This window comes from Heyndrickxia vini, assembly GCF_016772275.1.
GTDB lineage: Bacteria > Bacillota > Bacilli > Bacillales > Bacillaceae_C > Heyndrickxia > Heyndrickxia vini.
The window spans coordinates 3,248,343-3,267,867 of sequence record NZ_CP065425.1 but is presented as its reverse complement, the minus strand read 5'-3'; the positions used below and the strand labels follow the sequence as shown (position 1 = coordinate 3,267,867).

At 38.4% G+C, this 19,525-nt stretch carries 16 protein-coding genes and 1 other annotated feature; of the genes, 12 read left to right on the top strand and 4 right to left on the bottom strand.

All coding sequences use genetic code 11. From position 1 onward, the window contains the following. The first annotated feature begins 4 nt into the window (after positions 1-4). Complete coding sequence (locus I5776_RS16355) at positions 5-424, top strand: universal stress protein (protein ID WP_202777406.1); 420 nt, start codon at positions 5-7, stop codon at positions 422-424. A 421-nt stretch (positions 425-845) separates the two neighbouring features. On the opposite strand, the gene I5776_RS16350 is transcribed toward I5776_RS16355, so the two are convergent. After that, positions 846-2,450 carry an FMN-binding glutamate synthase family protein gene (locus I5776_RS16350; protein ID WP_202777405.1) on the bottom strand — a complete coding sequence of 535 codons (1,605 nt, stop codon included), beginning with the start codon at positions 2,448-2,450 and terminating at the stop codon, positions 846-848. A 134-nt stretch (positions 2,451-2,584) separates the two neighbouring features. Here I5776_RS16350 and I5776_RS16345 point away from each other — a divergent pair, with 134 nt between their 5' ends. From I5776_RS16345 to I5776_RS16315, 7 genes are all read left to right on the top strand, one after another. After that, positions 2,585-4,219, top strand: coding sequence for an acetolactate synthase large subunit (locus tag I5776_RS16345; RefSeq protein WP_202777404.1), 1,635 nt, complete (start codon positions 2,585-2,587; stop codon positions 4,217-4,219). 23 nt (positions 4,220-4,242) lie between these two features. Continuing rightward, positions 4,243-5,673, top strand: coding sequence for an aldehyde dehydrogenase family protein (locus I5776_RS16340; protein ID WP_202777403.1), 1,431 nt, complete (start codon positions 4,243-4,245; stop codon positions 5,671-5,673). Positions 5,674-5,874: 201 nt separating this feature from the next. Then, entirely contained in the window at positions 5,875-6,045 is a 171-nt protein-coding gene (locus tag I5776_RS16335; RefSeq protein ID WP_202777402.1) for a hypothetical protein, read from the top strand. A gap of 188 nt (positions 6,046-6,233) precedes the next feature. Next, positions 6,234-6,920 carry an IspD/TarI family cytidylyltransferase gene (locus tag I5776_RS16330; protein ID WP_202777401.1) on the top strand — a complete coding sequence of 229 codons (687 nt, stop codon included), beginning with the start codon at positions 6,234-6,236 and terminating at the stop codon, positions 6,918-6,920. A gap of 2 nt (positions 6,921-6,922) precedes the next feature. After that, positions 6,923-7,681: an SDR family NAD(P)-dependent oxidoreductase gene (locus I5776_RS16325; RefSeq protein WP_202777400.1), complete on the top strand. Its 759-nt coding sequence runs from the start codon at positions 6,923-6,925 to the stop codon at positions 7,679-7,681. A 41-nt stretch (positions 7,682-7,722) separates the two neighbouring features. After that, positions 7,723-8,988, top strand: coding sequence for a CDP-glycerol glycerophosphotransferase family protein (locus I5776_RS16320; RefSeq protein ID WP_202777399.1), 1,266 nt, complete (start codon positions 7,723-7,725; stop codon positions 8,986-8,988). Positions 8,989-9,020: 32 nt separating this feature from the next. Then, positions 9,021-10,223: a CDP-glycerol glycerophosphotransferase family protein gene (locus tag I5776_RS16315; RefSeq protein WP_202777398.1), complete on the top strand. Its 1,203-nt coding sequence runs from the start codon at positions 9,021-9,023 to the stop codon at positions 10,221-10,223. Between the two features lie 274 nt (positions 10,224-10,497). Here I5776_RS16315 and thrB read toward each other — a convergent pair whose 3' ends face one another. The 3 genes from thrB to I5776_RS16300 are packed head-to-tail and all read right to left on the bottom strand — an operon-like array spanning position 10,498 to position 13,767. Continuing rightward, positions 10,498-11,418, bottom strand: coding sequence for a homoserine kinase (gene thrB, locus I5776_RS16310; protein WP_202777397.1), 921 nt, complete (start codon positions 11,416-11,418; stop codon positions 10,498-10,500). After that, the gene (gene thrC / locus I5776_RS16305; RefSeq protein ID WP_202777396.1) at positions 11,415-12,473 is read right to left on the bottom strand and encodes a threonine synthase; all 1,059 of its coding nucleotides are present in this window, start codon (positions 12,471-12,473) and stop codon (positions 11,415-11,417) included. Before thrC ends, thrB begins: the two co-directional genes overlap by 4 nt. A gap of 1 nt (position 12,474) precedes the next feature. Beyond that, positions 12,475-13,767, bottom strand: coding sequence for a homoserine dehydrogenase (locus I5776_RS16300; protein ID WP_202777395.1), 1,293 nt, complete (start codon positions 13,765-13,767; stop codon positions 12,475-12,477). Between the two features lie 367 nt (positions 13,768-14,134). Here I5776_RS16300 and ilvE point away from each other — a divergent pair, with 367 nt between their 5' ends. The 4 genes from ilvE (at position 14,135) to ilvN (ending at position 19,503) form a co-directional block, all read left to right on the top strand. Continuing rightward, a complete protein-coding gene (ilvE, locus tag I5776_RS16295; RefSeq protein WP_202777394.1) occupies positions 14,135-15,037 on the top strand; it encodes a branched-chain-amino-acid transaminase in 903 nt (300 codons plus the stop codon). A gap of 24 nt (positions 15,038-15,061) precedes the next feature. Further along, complete coding sequence (gene ilvD, locus I5776_RS16290) at positions 15,062-16,765, top strand: dihydroxy-acid dehydratase (protein WP_202777393.1); 1,704 nt, start codon at positions 15,062-15,064, stop codon at positions 16,763-16,765. Then, positions 16,736-17,009, top strand: a binding site (T-box leader). (Overlaps the previous gene by 30 nt.) 275 nt (positions 17,010-17,284) lie before the next feature. Next, positions 17,285-18,985 (top strand): acetolactate synthase large subunit, encoded by a 1,701-nt coding sequence (gene ilvB / locus I5776_RS16285; RefSeq protein ID WP_202780829.1) that lies wholly within the window; start codon positions 17,285-17,287, stop codon positions 18,983-18,985. Further along, complete coding sequence (gene ilvN / locus I5776_RS16280) at positions 18,982-19,503, top strand: acetolactate synthase small subunit (protein WP_202777392.1); 522 nt, start codon at positions 18,982-18,984, stop codon at positions 19,501-19,503. The genes ilvB and ilvN overlap by 4 nt, the downstream gene beginning before the upstream one ends. Positions 19,504-19,525 lie beyond the last annotated feature (22 nt).

The window sequence follows — 19,525 nt, the reverse complement described above, 5'->3', positions numbered from 1 at the left end:
TTAAATGTATAGCAAAATTTTAGTTGGACTGGACGGATCGGCACCTTCTGCACATGCATTGCAGCATGCTGCAGAACTTGCCAAATCACTAAATTCAGAAAAAGTAACAATTCTGCATATAAATAAGGATCTTCCACTTCAAGAACCGATACTGAATATCGATTTAGATGAATTAATGAAAGAGGAAGATCAAGAGGTATTAGCACCAGCTGTTCAATTTCTTGCTGAATCAGGCATTTCCTATGAAACGCACATCATACATGGAGATCCAGCATCTAACATTACCCAGTATGCTAAAAAGCATAATTATGATGTTATCGTTATTGGAAACACTGGTAAAGGCGTCATTAAAGAAGCTTTATTAGGCAGCGTCAGTCATCAAGTTGCACACTCTGCACATTGTCCGGTAATTATTGTGAAATAAAAAACAAAACGCCAATGAGGAATACTTGAGAATTCCGTCATTGGCGTTTTTTGTAGCTTTGAGCTTCCAAAGACATCCGAGGGTTTCGTGCACGAGAGCACAGAAAAAACCGCTTTTCCTGCACGCATCCGAGGGTTTCGTGCACAAGAGCAAGGAAAAAACCGTGTTTCCTGCACGTATCCAAGGGTTTCGTGTACGAGAGCAAGGAAAAAGCCGCCTTACCTGCACGCATTCGACGGATTCGTGCACGAGAGCAAGGAAAAAGCCGCCTTACCTGCACGCATCCGAGGGTTTCGTGCACGAGAGCACAGAAAAAACCGCTTTTCCTGCACGCATCCAATGGATTCGTGCACATGAACATGAAAAAAAGTAACTCCTTGGCGTATCGGACAAAAAAGGATGATTGTTATTATCAAAAGGATTAGCTCACACTACCGGTTTGTTGCTGGATTTCTTGAAGAATATTTTCTAAAGAGTAGACAATCCCTTTATCATCTTTATACATGACATGTTTTGGTTCAAAATGAACGGGTGAGTCTATACCTGCAGCAGCTGATATTCGGAATAACCCTTTTCTTAATGTCACAAGGAAATTGACAACCCGGTATTTCTTTTCGTCAATAACAAGTGCCTTTTGAAGATCGGGATCAGTTGTTGCCACTCCAACTGGGCAGGCATTAGAATGACATTTCAACGTTTGAATACATCCGACAGTGATCATAAACCCCCGTGCGATATTGACTAAATCAGCTCCCATAGCTAGTGCAATGGCAATTCGGTCTGGGGTAAATAATTTTCCCGATGCAATGATTTTCACCCTGTCACGTACTCCGTATTTTTGGAGGGTGGATACAAGAATAGGAATTGCCGATTTAATCGGTAAGCCTACACTATCAATTAATTCTTGATAGGAAGCCCCAGTTCCACCTTCACCTCCATCGACGGTGATAAAATCGGGACCTTTCCCTGTTTCCTTCATATATTTCGCTAATTCTTCAACACTATCATTTCCGCCGACAACAATCTTCATCCCAACGGGTTTTCCAGTTGTACTACGAATTTTTTCAATAAAATCACACATTGTTGGTACATCGCTAAATTGATGGAAACGATTTGGACTATCAACCGATTTATATGGTTCCACCTTTCGAATTTCCGCAATTTCCGGATTTACCTTTTCTCCATCAATATGTCCACCACGCGCTTTGGCACCTTGGGCAAGCTTTAATTCAAATGCTTTAATTTGTGGAATTTCACTTTTTCTTTTTAATTCTTCCCAGTCGACATCGCCAAGTTTATTACGGATACCAAATAAACCGGGGCCGATTTGCATGATGATATCAACATCACCTTCCAGATGGTACGGAGATAAACCACCTTCACCGGTATTCATCCACGTTCCTTTGGCCATTCCCAGTCCCTTTGATAAAGCGGTAATGGCGTTTTTCCCCAATGCACCGTAACTCATGGCAGACATCCCGATCAACCCTTTTAATTTAAAAGGATATTTTGTATTGGGACCAATGACAACCGCATCATCATCATGCAGTAAATAAGCAGGTGACTCATCATCCTCCCATTTCTCTTCCCTTTGCGAGAACAGTGGATCCTTTAACAATAAATATCTTTTAGTGAAAACCTTTGCTTCGTCGTCCATCTTGATTTCTTCGGTTAATTTCGGAAACATATCGTTTCTCACATAAAAACCTTCCTCATCGAAATCGCGTCGTGAACCAAATCCGACAACATCACGTTTATACTTTGCACCTTTGACGATATGCTCATAGTCATCCCTTGAAAATGGCTTCCCTTCCGTATCACTATTAAACCAATATTGCCGCATTTCAGGACCAATTTTTTCAAAAAAATAGCGAACTCGACCAAGTGCAGGATAGTTCCGTAAAATCGAATGGCTCTTCTGATTTCGATCAAATATTAATAAAAATATGAGAAATAGTATAATCGCAATTACAACAACCGCAACTACGAAAAAACCGATAATAACCAATATATCTGCAAGCTTCATCCATAATCCTCCTGATTGATTGAAATACCATACACGTAGAATATTCGAATCTATTCCTATATTTAATATTTCCAACACATAAACTCTTATGCAAATTGGAAAGCTATCCAAAATGGTATGAGGAGGGAGTATTTTTGAAAGCATCAGATTTGTTTGTACGATGTTTAGAAAATGAAGGTGTTCAATATATTTTCGGTATTCCTGGGGAAGAAAATACGGATTTAATTGATTCACTTATCGGCTCGAATATCGAATTCGTTGTGGTTCATCACGAACAAGCAGCCGCGTTTATGGCAGATGTGTACGGGAGATTAACAGGAAAGCCGGGAGTATGTTTGGCAACACTTGGTCCAGGAGCGACCAATTTAATCACCGGCATTGGCGATGCATTTCTTGATCATGCTCCAGTTGTGGCAATTACCGGACAGGCTGGACTTGAACGTATACATAAGGAATCGCATCAATATGTTGATATCATTGGTGTTTTTGAAGAAATTACAAAATGGAATCAACAAATTCGTGTTCCACATACCATACCCGAAATTATAAGAAAGGCATTTAAAACAGCGGTTTTGGAGAAACCCGGTGCCGTCCATATTGAACTACCTGAGGATATTGCCATGATGGACACAAAAGGAGAGCCATTACCAGTTTCCCCGCTACCGATTTCATCACCAGCCAAAGAGGAGCTGAAAAAAGCGGCAGAAATAATAAATAAGGCAAAAAGACCAATCATTTTAGCCGGAAATGGGGTCATACGAGACGGTGCAACAGAGAGTTTAAGACGATTTGCTGAAGAAAAGAATATTCCTGTAGTGAATACTTTTATGGCAAAGGGCGTATTACCATCTAATCATCCCTTAACACTTTATACAGTGGGAATGCAAGCGAAAGACTATGTTCTTTGTGGATTTGACCTTGCAGATGTTATCATTACAGTAGGGTATGACTTTGTTGAATACTTACCTAAGTATTGGAATGATGAGGCGAAGAATCCAATTGTACATATTGATAGTTTACCTGCGGAGGTTGATGCATACTATCCACTTGCTTCAGAATTAGTGGGAAATGTGAAAGAGGGGCTAGAAAGTTTACAGTCCCTCATTGATAGAAAAGAACTTTGGCCAAAGCTAAAAGAATTAAAATCCCAATTAGATGATAAGCTCCATGCGGATGATCAAGCATCGGGAAGTCCGATAAAACCACAACGAATTATTGCCGATTTGAAGAAAGCGGAAAAAGGAGAAGCAATTATTATTTCTGATGTAGGAGCCCATAAATTATGGGTTGCGCGCATGTATCAACCTGAAAAGCCGAATCATACGATTATTTCGAATGGCTGGGCATCAATGGGAATAGCTGTACCGGGAGCAATTGCCGCAAAGCTTGCACATCCCGATAAACCCGTATTTGCGATAACAGGGGATGGAGGATTCCTTATGAACGGGGTCGAAATAGCGACAGCAAAACGCCTTGGATTAGCAATAATTATCATTATTTTTTACGATTCTAAATTTGGATTAATCGAGTGGAAACAGCTCAATAAATTTAATCGGACAAATGATATTGCATTTACGGATCCAAACTTTTTGGAATTTGCGAGAAGTTTTGGGGTAAAGGGAATAAAAGTCACTCATTCCGATGAATTATTACCTGCTCTTGAAGAAGCAATGAAAGAAAAAGATATTGTTTTAATCGATGTCGATGTGGACTATTCGGAAAATGTAAAGCTATCGAAAACATTGGGTGATTATATTTGTAAACTATAAGTAAATGTTTGGAGGGAATAAGGATGAAGAAAAAATGGCAGTTATGGATCGGTGGGAAATGGCGCGAACCAAAAGAGTATGAAGCATTGTATAATCCACATACAAATGAAGAAATCGCACAAATAGGACAGGCAGAACCAGCTGATGCTGTAGAGGCGGTAGTTGAAGCACACGCCGCATTTCAAAAGTTCAGGGGATATCCTGCTCATGCCCGTGCGAAAATTCTAGCTAAAGTGGCAACGATTATGGAGGAACGAAGTGAGGAATTTGCAAAAATTATTGCATTAGAAGCGGCCAAATCAATAAGAAACGCCAGGGAAGAGATTAGTCGTACAGTGCAAACGTATCGTTTTGCAGCGGAAGCGGCTAAAAGTAATTATGGAGAGCAAATTCCAATGGATGCAGCTGAAGGTGGAGAAAAACGTTTTGGTTTTACCATCAAAACTCCGATTGGTGTAGTAACGGCGATAACACCTTTTAATTTTCCATTTAATTTAGTTGCACACAAGGTGGGACCGGCAATTGCCGCAGGAAATTCAATTGTGTTAAAGCCTGCCGAACAAACTCCGTTAAGTTCACTTGTATTGGCGGAAATTTTTAAAGAGGCTGGATTACCTGACGGTGTTCTAAATATTATACCTGGAAAAGGAGATGTTCTTAGTGAAGTGCTCACTACCCATCCACATGTGAAAAAGGTTACTTTTACAGGGAGTGTAGAAGTTGGACATATTATTCAGCAGCAAGCAGGTTTTCGTAAGCTTACACTTGAACTAGGATCGAACTCACCTTTCATAATTGACGAAGGAGTGGATATCGACCAAGTGATTGAAAGAAGTGTGATGGGGTCATTTTCTTTTAATGGGCAAGTGTGCATTTCCATTCAACGAATTTATGTTCATCAATCGCTTTATCAGAAGTTTGTCGAGAAATTTGTTAGTCGGACAAAACAGCTTGTGGTCGGTTCTCCACTAGAGGAAAATACAAATATCACAGCGGTTATTTCGAAAAAATCATTGGATCGTATTCAAAGCTGGGTCGCAGAGGCTGTACAAGAGGGAGCAACAATTGAATGTGGCGGAAAAACAGAAGGAAACGCATTATTGCCAACTGTCCTAACGAATGTAAATCGAGATTCAAAGGTATTTCGTTATGAAATATTCGGCCCGGTTGTTTGTATTTTTCCATTCGATACGTTAGATGATGCAATTAATGATGCAAATGATTCCCGTTACGGATTAAATTCAGGTATTATGACACCAAGCCTCGAACGGGCATTTTATGCAGCAGAACGCCTTGAAACCGGTGGGGTAATCGTCAATGATATTCCGACCTATCGAATCGATAATATGCCATATGGCGGTTGGAAAGATAGCGGTGTCGGCCGAGAAGGAATCAAATACGCCATGGAAGAAATGATGGAGCAAAAGTTTATTAGCTTTAAAGTTGGTGATTAAAAATAAATAAAATGGGTGACGTGTCAGACAAACTGCCGTCGCCCTTTTTCATTCCCACAAACCCAACAACCATGCGATTCACGAATAATTGTCCTCCGTGTACGAACAAATGTCCATTTTAGGTGCCAGGCACCGATTTGTATGTTTTTTGTTTATTTGGGTAATTATGTAGATAATTGGGTCGGGAGGGAGGTGTGTGGGATGGAAGTGGATATGAGTGTTGAGCAGGTTTTGGATGAAATCCGTCAGTTGCATATCGGTGGTTTGAAGTTAAATAAAAAAAGTATTAAAAAGTCTCATCCTGAATTGATGAGAAATGCCCTATATTATTTTCCAGACTGGGATAGTGCGATAGATAAATCGATTTCTTAGTCATTTATACATATGATACCTCTCTATATATTAGGGAGGTTTTTTTTATTTAGTTTATTCACCTGAAATACACAAAATAGTTTTATTCTAAAAAAATATTTTCCAATCTTAATGATAAAATAGTATAATATTTCTAATCTTTTCAAACAGATTTTTCATTTTGAATTTACAAAAAACGGAGGTTCCATATGGGAGATTGTAGCTTTATTCTATTATCAGGTGGTATTGGCAAGAGAATGCAGGTTAATATTCCAAAACAATTCTTGCTGCTTGGTGGTAAACCAATATTGGTACATGTATTAGAAAAAATCGATACCATTGATTCAATAAAAGAAATAATTATTCCTTCACCGAAAGAATTTATTGAAAAAACGGAAGAAATCATTCATAACTATGGTTTTTCAACGCCTATTTTCTGTATTGAAGGTGGAGAAACAAGACAAGAATCCGTTTATCATGCATTGAAATCAGCGAGATTCGATCAAGTCATCGTTCACGAGGCGGTAAGACCTTTTGTAACGAAGGAGGAATTTAGTCATCTTATCGAGTGTGGTAATGAAAGCGCTACATACGGTTTGGACATTCCTTTTACAGTACTTGAAGGAAAAAATTTCATAGAGAACAATTTAGTGAGGGATCAATTAATTAATATCCAATTGCCGCAAAAGTTTAATAGAAAGAAGTTATTGTATTCCCATGAATGCGCTAGAGAAGAAAACTTAGAATTCACGGAAGATGCAAGCCTTTATTTTCATTATTTTAAATCAGACATAAAAGTGTTAAAAGGCAGTGATTACAATATAAAAATTACTAAACCAGTGGATCGTAAAATTGCCGAAGTTTTATATAAAGAATACATTTTAATGGAGGGTTAACAATGTCAAAAACATGTGTAATTACTGGGGCAAGTAGAGGTATTGGCCGTGCAATTGCTGTAAGTTTAAGTAAACGCGAGGATATAAGAAATTTTATCCTTATTTCAAGAACGGAGGAAGGTTTGCACGAAACGGCTCACCTTATGAATCCGAATAAAGAAATCGAATGTCATGCAATGGATTTAACAGATTATGAAGAAGTAGAAAATCTGATTGCGGGTGTTGGGGAGCGCTACGGAAGCATTGATTACTTGTTGAATGTTGCCGGGTTCGCAAATCCAAAATCATTATTAGAAACTTCAATTGAAGACTGGGAAGAAACATATAAAATTAACGTTCATTCCATTTTTTACATTACAAAAGAAGTTGTTAAGTTTATGAAGCGGACAGGTGGAAAAATCTTGAATGTTGCTTCAACAGCAGGAATGACAGCCCGTCCTGGATGGTTAGCCTATGCATCTTCGAAAGCAGCGATTATTAGTATGTCTGAAACACTATCAGAAGAATTATCCGAGTATGGTATTTTAGTATACTGTATCTCACCAGGAAGATGTGCAACGGAATTACGAAAAGTTCTTGCTCCTGATGAAGATCCTTCTACAATTATGCAACCAGAGCATGTTGGAGAAATTGTTGATCATCTTCTGTCCGAAACAGGGATCTGTTTAGATGGGCAAAATATTATTGTAAGAAAGCAAGTACAAAAACCAGTTCAAAAAACGGTGGAAGAAATCGTACTCTCAGAACAAACTTCTTTATAATTTCATAATTTTGTAGCGAGAACAACTAAAGAGGGATTGAAATGCAAATACAAAATATTATCCAAATCATTTTATTGGTTTTGATATTAATTTCCGTTAACAAAAATCTAATAAAAAAAAGCAAGCTCATTTTAAAAAGAACGATTGTCGTAACAACTTGGTATTTATCAAAGCTATACCCAAAATCTAATAATCTAGTTATTTTTGGTGCTGAAAATGGGAGAGGCTTTAGAGGGAATCCGAAATATCTATTTTTAGAGATGGTAAAAAACCCTGAAATAACTTGTGTGTGGATTTCGAAAGACGCAAATGTCGTATCGGAATTGACAGAAAAGGGATATCTGGCTTTCAAACACAAATCGTTGAAAGGGATCCTTTATCAATTAAGAGCGAAGCTAATCGTCCACTCGCATTCAATTAACGACGACTTTTATAAAGTGTTGCTCGGTGGAGCCATCTCTTATAATACTTGGCACGGTGTTGGGCTGAAGAAAGTTTGGGGAGCAAATAAAAATACGTTTACTTATAAGATTCTTCACGAAAAGAGTTTTATCAAACGGTTTTTTGGGAAATTTGTTGTTAAAACAAATTCAGCGAAGACGAATTATGTTGTCTCAACTAGTGAAAAGGTTTCATCCTATTATCCTGAGACGTATCAAGTCCCTAAAGAAAATGTACTTGAATTAGGTCAGGTTAGAAATGATATCTTCTTTAGTGAATCCGAAGAAGATGCAGATGTTCCGGCATTTTTAAAAGAAAATAAAATTATTACATATATGCCGACACACCGAAGTTTTGGGAAGATAGATACAGATATTAATCTAGTATTAGATTTTCAAGAATTAGATCAGTTTTGTGAAAAGACGGGTTATATATTTGTAATTAAAAGGCATATGTATAGTAGTGGGTATATTCCAAAACAGTATAAGCATATCGTTGATATAAGTGATGAAAATATTGACCCTCAATTTTTGCTTAAATATACTGATATTCTATTAACCGATTATTCTAGCTGCTATACCGACTTTTTATTATTGGACAGGCCTGTTGCTTTTTATTGCTATGATCTTGAAACCTATTTAAAAAAATCGAATGAAATGTATCATGGATATTTCGATGTGACGCCTGGACCGAAAACACGTAACTTTGCAGAATTAATGCAATCTCTTGGAGAATATGTGAAAGATCCTACTTTATATCGGGATGAACGAAATAGAGTTCTGAATGTATTTTATTCGAGCGAAAATCAAGGGAAAGTTTTGGAGAAGCAAGTAACCTATCTATATAAAAACATCTTAAAGATCTAAGAACAATGCATTAATGAAAGGTAGGTATAACGATGAAAAGTATTAAATTAATACCTACAATAATCGTGAAAAATATGATTCAATTCGTGTATACTTGCTTTTGCTTGTTTTTTAAGGTGAAACAAAACAAGGTGACCTTTGCTTCCTATCGTTCAGATAAACTAACCGGAAACCTTTATTTTATTTGGAGGGAATTGGGGAAGCAGTATCCGAATTATGAGCCACATTTTGCCTTTAAAAAACTAAATAGTTCATTTTTAGGAAAGTTTGATTATTTGGTTCATATGATTAAGGCTTGTTATGAACTAGCGACGTCAAAGTATTTTATAATCGACGATTTTTATTTTCCTATCTATGTCATTAAGCCAAGAAAAGGAATGGAAATTATCCAACTTTGGCATGGGTCGGGTGCTTTGAAGAAATTTGGACTTAGTACAATTGGAAAATCATATGGTCCTAGCTTAGACTATTTAAAGCATGTGAAAATTCACTCGAACTATTCAAAAGTGTATGTAAGTTCATCAGAGGTCGTTCCATTCTATGCTGAAGCATTTGGCATGCCGGAAGACCAAATCTATCCTTTAGGAATTCCGAGGAATGATTATTTTTTCCAAAGAGATGAAATTAATAAATTAAAAGATTCTTTTTATCAAGATTTTCCGGAACTTAAAAGCAAAAAATTAATTCTTTATGCTCCGACCTATCGGGGAAAGAGTCATTATCAGGAATCTTTCATCTGTCCAATGAATATAGGGCAAATGAAAGAAAATCTTCAATCAGAATACGCGTTATTAATTCATTTGCATCCGTACATGCAATCAGGATTAGTGCTTCAAGAAGATGAAAAAGAATTTGCGTATCATATTCATGAGAAATATACCATTCAAGAATTGCTCGTGTTGACTGATCTATTAATCACAGATTATTCTACCGTATTTGTGGACTTTAGCTTGTTGTGTCGGCCTATTGCCTTTTTTACGAACGACCTTCAAGACTATATTGAGGAACGCGATTTCTATTATGATTATGAAACGATAATCCCTGGTCCACTTTTTAATGAAACAACATCCCTTATTGAGTGGATTCAGAAAGGGAACTTTGATTTGCAGGCAGTTCATCAATTTAGAACAAGATTTTTTGATCATCTTGACGGAAACACGTCGAAAAGAATCGTTAAACATTTTGTGAAAATAGAAAAGGAGACGAAAATCGAGTCTCAAGAAAAGGTATCTTAAGAACCAATGCGGAAGCGCCTTGCTCATCGACGTAAAAACTGGAAGGACTTTGACTGAGATAAAGGAAACACGATGAGCCTGTAAGGCGAATCGATGTTGACTTATCGTAGGGAAAAGTCCTGAAGTTTTCTAGTCGATAGGCGCTGGAGCTAGACGTAGACACCTTATGTAACAAAGATATCCACAATGCGTTTATAATTTCCTAAACAACAAACAAAAGGGATCGTCCAAATTCGGATGATCCCTTTTGTTATATTGTCCAGCTCTGTTCATATTAAGGTACTAATTTCATCGTTTCATTAGTAGGTAAAGTAATTACTCCGTGTGGAATAGGTTGGAGCACTTCATATTGATAATTTGGAAACTTTTGAGAAAGCAATTGTCCGATCCTTTCACCTTTATTTTTTGGTACGAAGGAAATAATGGTAGGCCCTGCACCGCTTAGAATGGTACCATATACACCCAATTCATGACCTAATACAGTAATCCTATCAAGATCAGGCACTAATTGTTTTCGATAAGGATGATGGAATAAATCCTTTTCCATCATTTTTCCAGCTAAAACCCAATCATTTTGAAAAATTGCTGCAACCAACACATTACATATACTACTCGCTTCAACCGCTTGTTTATACGATAATTGTTCTGGTAAAACAGATCTCGCCTTTTTAGTTTGTAATTCAAATGATGGAATCATGGCGAGGATATCAATATTTGGTGCCGGGCACACAATTGTTTCTGTTGATTCATCCGTATGTGTAGAGATAGTCAGCCCCCCTAGTAATGAGGCAGTAGCATTATCGGGATGTCCTTCAAAACAACTTGCAATATGCCCTTTTTCTTTAAGGGTCAAGTGAAGATCAAGAACTAAATTTGCGGTTTCAATTCCCCCGACAATAGCTGCTGCACTGCTTCCAAGCCCGCGAGCTAACGGGATATCACTATCCATGACAATTTTTAAAGGGGGAAGTTGTTTTTTATAAATCTGGCTAAGATGATTTGCTGCACGATAAAATAAATTTTCCTTTACATCAGGCAGCAGAACATCGTTATTTTTAAATTGGATATCCCACTGTGTAGCCGATTCAACATGAATCGATAAAAACCGATTAACAGCTAAACCGATTGAATCAAATCCGGGTCCAAGATTTGACGTACTTCCTGGAACTTTTAACGTAAATTGAAAATCTTTCATCGTGTCACCTGCTTAAGATTGTGGAGTAGTTCATCTTTATTTGCCTGTAAAGTGATAGGCTGTAAATTTAATTGATCCATAGCTGTAGCAGGATCTTTCAAACCATTACCTGTAAGTACAGCGACAATCTTGCTTCCTTTTTTAATTTCCCCAGTTTGTATTTGTTTCTTTATTCCGGCAATAGATGCACATGAAGCAGGTTCTGCGAAAATACCTTCCAAACTAGCAAGTTCCCGATAACTCTCCAAAATCTCTTCATCTGTAACAAAATCAATTTTTCCATTTGATTCGTCCGCTGCTTCTACTGCTAACTTCCAACTTGCGGGATTTCCGATTCGAATGGCAGTGGCAATTGTTTCTGGGAATTCAATGACTTGATTTTTTGCAATTGCTGCAGAGCCCTCGGCCTCAAACCCGTGCATTTTCGGTAACGCATATCCCTTTTTTTGATGGAATTCTTTAAAGCCTTTCCAATAAGCGGAAATATTTCCGGCGTTTCCGACGGGGATGGATAAAATATCGGGAGCTCCCTCTAATTGTTCACAAATTTCAAAGGCAGCTGTTTTTTGTCCTTCTAAACGAAAAGGGTTAACAGAATTGACAAGTGTGTACTCCGAATGTTTAGCCGTATGTATAACCATTTCAAGAGCTTGATCAAAATTCCCATCGATTTCATATATTTTAGCACCATACATAATGGCTTGAGCTAATTTACCTAATGCGATTTTGCCTTTTGGAATAACAATTAAACAATCAAGTCCTGCACGTGTGCTGTAGGCAGCAGCAGCAGCGGCGGTATTACCGGTCGAAGCACAAATTACTCCGCGACTGCCACTTTCTTTTGCTTTGGCTACCGCAAGTACCATCCCTCGATCTTTAAAACTACCAGTCGGGTTTGCTCCTTCGTATTTAACGTATATTTCTGACTGCCATTTTTCTGATAGTTTAGTTAAAGGGATTAAAGGTGTGTTTCCTTCCATCAAACTAAGAGCCGGAGTATGTTCGTTTATTGGTAAATAGTCCTCATATTGTTTTATTAGTCCTTGCCAATACATATTATTTCATCCCCTCTACGCGATAGTAGCTTTTGACGTCGATAACATCCTCTAAGTCTTTTAAAAGCTGATAGATTTGTTCAAAACGTTGTTGTTCGGTTGTGTGTGTAATGATGGCTACTTCGGCCAAATTTCCTGATAATAAAGGTTCTTGGATTATTTTTTGCAAACTGATGCCTTGGTCATTAAATAATGCAGTTACTTTTGATAATGCTCCAGGTTGATCTTTCACATGAAGGCGGAGGAAATATTGACTTTCTACCGTTTCACTTGATTTGCATTTTTTCTCTTGGAGAGGCAGAAAAATATGTTTACCGTTTATTCCGTAGGACATATTTTTGACCACAGTTATTAAATCGGACACAATAGCAATCGCGGTCGGAAGCTCCCCGGCACCGGGACCATAGAACATCGTTTCACCGACTGAGTGTCCATAGACATAAATCGCGTTAAATTCATTATCGACCGATGAAAGCGGATGGTTGAATGGGAGAAGGGTTGGTCCGACACGAATATCAATTTCGCCATCCTCCACCTCTGCTATCCCTACTAGCTTAATCGCATAGCCAAGTTTTTTACTATATTGAATATCTTCTTCAGCCACACGGGTAATTCCTTCGACTTTTACATCCTCCAATGTAACGGGAATTGAATACGCTAAATGACTTAAAATAACCATCTTTCTCGCTGCATCTAAACCTTCTACATCTGAAGTAGGGTCGGCTTCGGCAAATCCAAGTGATTGTGCTTCTAGAAGAACTTTTTCATAGCTAACCGAGTGGTGACTCATTTTACTTAGAATATAATTTGTTGTTCCATTAACGATCCCAATCAATTTTTTAATCCGATCAGCTGCTAGGCCGTCCGTTATGCCTCGTAGAATTGGAATGCCGCCTCCAACACTAGCTTCATAATATAAATCACAGCCTTCATCGGCTGCCGCCTGCAATAATTCTGTACCATAGAGGGCCATTAAATCTTTATTTGCGGTAATGACATGTTTTTTATTTTTTAATGCTCTATGAATATATTTTCTTGTTTCATCTATTCCACCCATTACTTCAATAATGATATCAATCTCGGGATTATCGATGACATCGCTAGGATTCAATGTTAGAAGATGATCATATTGATCCATCTTTCGAGACTTTTCTCGATCCTTTACAAGAATTTTACTAATTTGAATTTGCGAGCCTGTTTGTTGAACTAATTTTTGTCGATCATTCATCAGTAAATGGACAACGCCGGTCCCGACAGTTCCAAATCCTAATAATCCTACTGAAATTTTCTTCAAATCTATCACTCCAATCTTGTAAATTCATACATTCGTATTTATCCGTTTCAGAAATACAACTGTCTACCTATAACGGACATTATAATCCTAAATGCAAGTAATTAACAACCCTATTTATTGAAATTTCCCTTTTAATTATGAAAAAAGTGAATGTTAATAAAAAAGCCAAAAGTTTTATAAAAAAATTTTTTTATAAGAAATGCGATAACGAAAGTAATGTAAGCGTTTACCAATTTACAGTCTAATCAAAATAGTCAAAAAACTTACTCAAAAAGGGTTGACCTGCTAATTTTATAGGCGTATGATTGTCAACAATTAAATAATTTTTCTAAAGATTCATAATCGATGTTGAAAGGATTGAGTTGTTTTGTCAGACAAATGGATTTTTCTAAATGACCGTTTTGTGAAAAAGGAAGAGGCAGTGGTCTCTGTTTACGATCATGGTTTCTTATATGGTGACGGTGTTTTTGAGGGCATTCGTATGTATAGTGGGAATGTGTTTCGACTGGATGATCATATAAAACGGTTATACGAATCAGCACACTCAATCATGTTAGAAATTCCTTATACAAAAGAAGAATTAAATCAATTAATCGTTGAAACATTGAAAAAAAATGAATTACACGATGCATATATTCGGGTAGTCATCTCAAGGGGTGTTGGTGATTTAGGATTAAGTCCATTTACTTGTCATAATCCCGGAGTCATTATCATTGCGGAACCTTTGGCATTATTTCCAAAGGAGCTATATGAAAGCGGCATTGAAGTTGTTTCCGTACCAAGCAGACGTAATCGTTCCGATGTGTTAAGTCCAAAAGTAAAGTCATTAAATTATTTAAATAATATTCTTGTAAAAATTGAAGCAAGTTTAGCTGGAGCCAGTGAGGCATTGATGATGAATGACCAAGGCTATATTGCAGAAGGTTCCGGAGACAATGTATTCATTATTAAAGATGGCATCATTAAAACACCTCCCGGATATATTGGAGCTCTCGAAGGCATTACAAGAAATGTAATAATTGAACTTGCTAAACAACAAGGTTTCGATATTCGTGAAGATGTGTTTACTAGACATGATGTGTACACTGCCGATGAGGTTTTCTTAACCGGAACCGCAGCGGAAGTTATCGCCGTTGTGAAGGTGGATGGAAGAAAAATCGGGGATGGCCAGCCAGGGGAGGTAACAAAACAGTTATTAACCGGTTTCCGAAATGCGGTTACGAAAGATGGCACTAAGGTGTATGAAACAAGCCACATACAAGTAAGTTAAGCGAAAGGGATGAAGAGTAACGGCATGCGAAGTGACATGATAAAAAAAGGAATAGACCGTGCTCCACATCGAAGTTTGCTTTATGCAGCTGGAGTTAAAACAAAGGACTTAAATAAGCCTTTTATCGGTGTTTGTAATTCCTATGTAGATATTATACCAGGACATAAACATTTAAATAAATTTGCGGAAGTCGTAAAGGAAGCCATTTGGGAAGCAGGCGGCGTTCCATTTGAATTTAATACTATCGGTGTAGATGATGGAATTGCAATGGGGCATATCGGCATGAGATATTCCCTTCCAAGTCGGGAGATCATTGCTGATAGTGCAGAAACAGTAATAAACGCACACTGGTTCGATGGAGTTTTTTACATTCCAAACTGTGACAAAATAACACCCGGAATGCTCATGGCAGCTGCAAGGACCAATGTTCCATCCGTATTTGTTTCGGGGGGGCCAATGGAGGCAGGTAAATCTGAAGACGGAAAAAATCTTTCCTTAACATCTGTTTTCGAAGGTGTTGGAGCATATAAGTCGGGAAAGATGGATGCGGAACAGTTAAAAGCACTTGAAACAAGTGCATGCCCTACATGTGGATCATGTTCAGGGATGTTCACAGCCAACTCGATGAACTCATTAATGGAAATTCTAGGGGTGACGCCACCGGGAAATGCAACAATTGTTGCTACATCCGATGAAAGGCACCGAATTATTAGAGAAGCAGTAGGGCATTTAATGAATTGCATCAAGAATGATATTAAACCTCGCGACATTATTACAAGGGAAGCAATTGATGATGCTTTTGCTCTTGATATGGCAATGGGGGGCTCAACAAATACAGTCCTACATACACTAGCGATTGCTCATGAAGCTGGGATTGAATATGATCTTGATCAAATTAATGAAATCGCTAAACGAGTTCCTTATCTCGCGAAAATAAGCCCAGCCTCCGATTATTCCATGCATGACATTCATTTAGCAGGCGGAATTAGTGCCATCATTAATGAACTTTGCAATGTGGAAGGGGCCATTCATCGAGACCGTTTAACGATAACGGGTCATAGCGTATTTGAAAATGTAAAAGATTTTAGCATTTTTAATAAAGAGGTTATTCGCCCGATTGAAAATGCCTACAGTCCAGTCGGTGGACTTTCCATATTAAATGGTAATCTTGCACCGAATGGAGGGGTGATTAAAGTAGGCGCGGTTGACCCATCGATTAAAACTTTTCTTGGAGAAGCGATTGTGTTTGAATCCCAAGAGGATGCCCAAGAAGGGATTGATAGTGGTTTAGTCCGTGAAGGTCATGTCGTTGTCATCCGTTACGAAGGACCAAAAGGCGGACCGGGAATGCCGGAAATGCTTGCACCAACCTCATCAATCGTCGGAAGAGGTTTATCAACTAGTGTCGCATTAATTACCGATGGAAGATTTTCAGGGGCAACGAGAGGAATCTGTGTTGGACACATCTCCCCAGAAGCTGCTGAAGGTGGACCAATCGCCTTCATCCAGAATGGCGATAAAATATTTATCGATTTAACGAACAGGACCATTGAGGTCATGTTAACAGATGCAGAACTTGAAAATAGAAAAAGAAACTGGAATCCTCCAGAGCCAAAGATTACATCCGGCTATTTAGCAAGATATGCCGCACTTGTAACATCAGCGAATACTGGAGGAGTATTGAAAATTCCATCACAGCAAAAAACGTTGACGAGGACAAATGGATAAGATCAAGTATTCACAGAGAGTCGGGCTCGCTGGAAACCGATAATACCTCTTATCCTAACTCACCTCGGAGTGCTAGTCTGAAAGATTAAGTAGGATTAGCCGAGTGTTCACTTAAACACTCGTTATAAAAAAGTAACATGTTGAAGTTATCGTTTTAAACTTTAAGCTGCTACATGAGTTGCTATTTCGTAAGAATAGCATAAAGTTGGGTGGTACCGTGAAAAGAAGTCTTTTCATCCCTTCATAATTGGTAGATTAATAGATGCCATTTTTGTGAGGATGAGAAGGCTTTTTTATATGAATTTAAAGTTTTAGACTAAAACTCAGTTGATTGGAGCTAAAAGGCACGAAGACTCCTGCGGGAGTAAGGGGCAGGGGAGACCCCGCAGGCGCGAAAAGCGTCGAGGAGGCTCCCCGTACCGCCCGCGAAAAGCGAAGTGCCTGTAGCGGAAATTAACTACCAAGTTTAACACTGCCATGATTTAAAAAATAGGAGGGAAAATAGTGCAGACTAAAGCAATGACGGATGATCAATTGTTGACGGCAGAATTAAATGGAGCTGACTTGCTCATTCAATTAATCATCAATGAGGGTGTAGAGGTGATTTTTGGCTATCCCGGAGGAGCTGTATTACCGATCTATGATGCCTTATATGGGAAGAAACTCAAGCATGTTCTAGCACGCCATGAACAAGGATCTATTCACGCTGCAGAAGGTTATGCACGCGTAACAGGGAAGCCAGGGGTCGTAATTGCCACTTCCGGACCAGGTGCTACAAATTTAATAACAGGCTTAACGGATGCAATGATGGATTCTTTGCCACTTGTTGTCTTTACTGGGCAAGTAGCAAGTCAGGTCATCGGTACAGATGCCTTTCAGGAAGCGGATGTCATTGGGATTACCACACCGGTAACTAAACATAATTATCAAGTCCGTGATGTGAAGGATTTACCAAGAATTGTGAAAGAAGCCTTTCATATTGCTACAACTGGTCGTCCTGGCCCGGTAGTGATAGATATTCCTAAAGATATTTGCGGACAGAAAATGCAGCATAACCTGAATGTAGAAATCCAATTGCCTGGCTATCAACCAAACTGCAACCCAAACGTGCTTCAAACTAAGAAATTACTAGAAGCGATATCACGCTCGTCCAAACCGATTATTTTAGCGGGTGCAGGTGTATTACATGCAAAAGCAAGTGAATTATTATTCGATTTTGCTTTAAAATACGAAATCCCGGTAACAAATACATTGCTTGGATTAGGAAGTTTTCCCGCTGAACACCCACTGTTTTTAGGTATGGCCGGTATGCATGGGACATATGCAGCGAATATGGCTCTTTATGAATCCGATCTGCTTATTAATATTGGGGCACGCTTTGATGACCGATTAACAGGTAACTTGAAACATTTTGCTCCAAATGCAGTCGTCGCGCACATTGATATTGATGCAGCTGAAATTGGTAAAAATGTGCTAACACATATTCCAATCGTCGCAGATGCAAAGGCAGCACTAACGAAGATTTTAGATGAAGAATCATCAACAGGAAATTTCAAAAATTGGAACGAAAAATTATCGAAAAACAAAAAAATGTATCCATTATGGCATAGCAACGATGGAGAAGAATTGTCTCCACAAAGAGTAATTGAGCTCATTCATCAATACACAAATGGAGAGGCAGTCGTCACGACAGATGTCGGTCAGCATCAAATGTGGGCCGCCCAATACTATCATTTTTCCAAACCACATCAATGGGTAACTTCTGGTGGACTTGGAACAATGGGATTTGGTTTTCCGGCTGCAATTGGCGCACAACTAGCCAATCAAGAACAGACGGTAGTCGCCATTGTTGGTGATGGCGGATTTCAAATGACATTACAAGAACTTTCTGTTGTAAAAGAATTGAACCTTCCAGTGAAAGTGGTGATTATCAACAATTTATCCCTTGGAATGGTAAGGCAATGGCAGCAAACATTTTATGAAGAACGGTATTCCTATTCAAAAATACCGGTTCAACCCGATTTTGTTAAGCTGGCAGAAAGCTATGGAATTAAGGGAGTAAGAATTACTACTGAGCAGGAGGCAAAAGAGGTATTACCATCTGTATTAACCGATTCCACACCAGTTGTTATTGATTGCCGCGTCAAACAAGAAGAAAATGTCTATCCAATGATTGCACCAGGAAAAGGATTGCACGAAATGATAGGGGTGAAGCCATGAAACGTGTCGTAACAGCAACCGTTTTAAACCAAAGCGGGGTATTGAATCGGGTCACAGGAGTCTTGTCAAAAAGACAATTTAATATTGACAGCATTACTGTAGGAAGAACAGAAAACGACGAAATTTCACGAATGACGATTGTCGTCAATGTGGAAGAAGAACAACAAGTTGAGCAACTGACGAAACAATTGAACAAACTCATTGATGTTCTTAAGGTAGCTGATATTACCGATCAAGCCATTGTGGCAAGGGAGTTGGCATTAATAAAAGTATTTAGTAATTCACAAACGCGCAATGAAATCGGTGGAATTGTTGAGCCATTTCGAGCCTCAATCATCGATGTAAGTCGCGAAAGCATTACAATCCAAGTGACAGGGGACACAAGCAAAATCGAAGCATTAATCGATTTGCTAAAACCATATGGAATTAAAGAAATAGCTAGAACAGGATTAACAGCCTTTTTAAGAGGCTCACAAAAACAGGTGACCGAGCTGACATCATACTCATTATTGAAATAGGCTCTCATTATAAATGTAACCA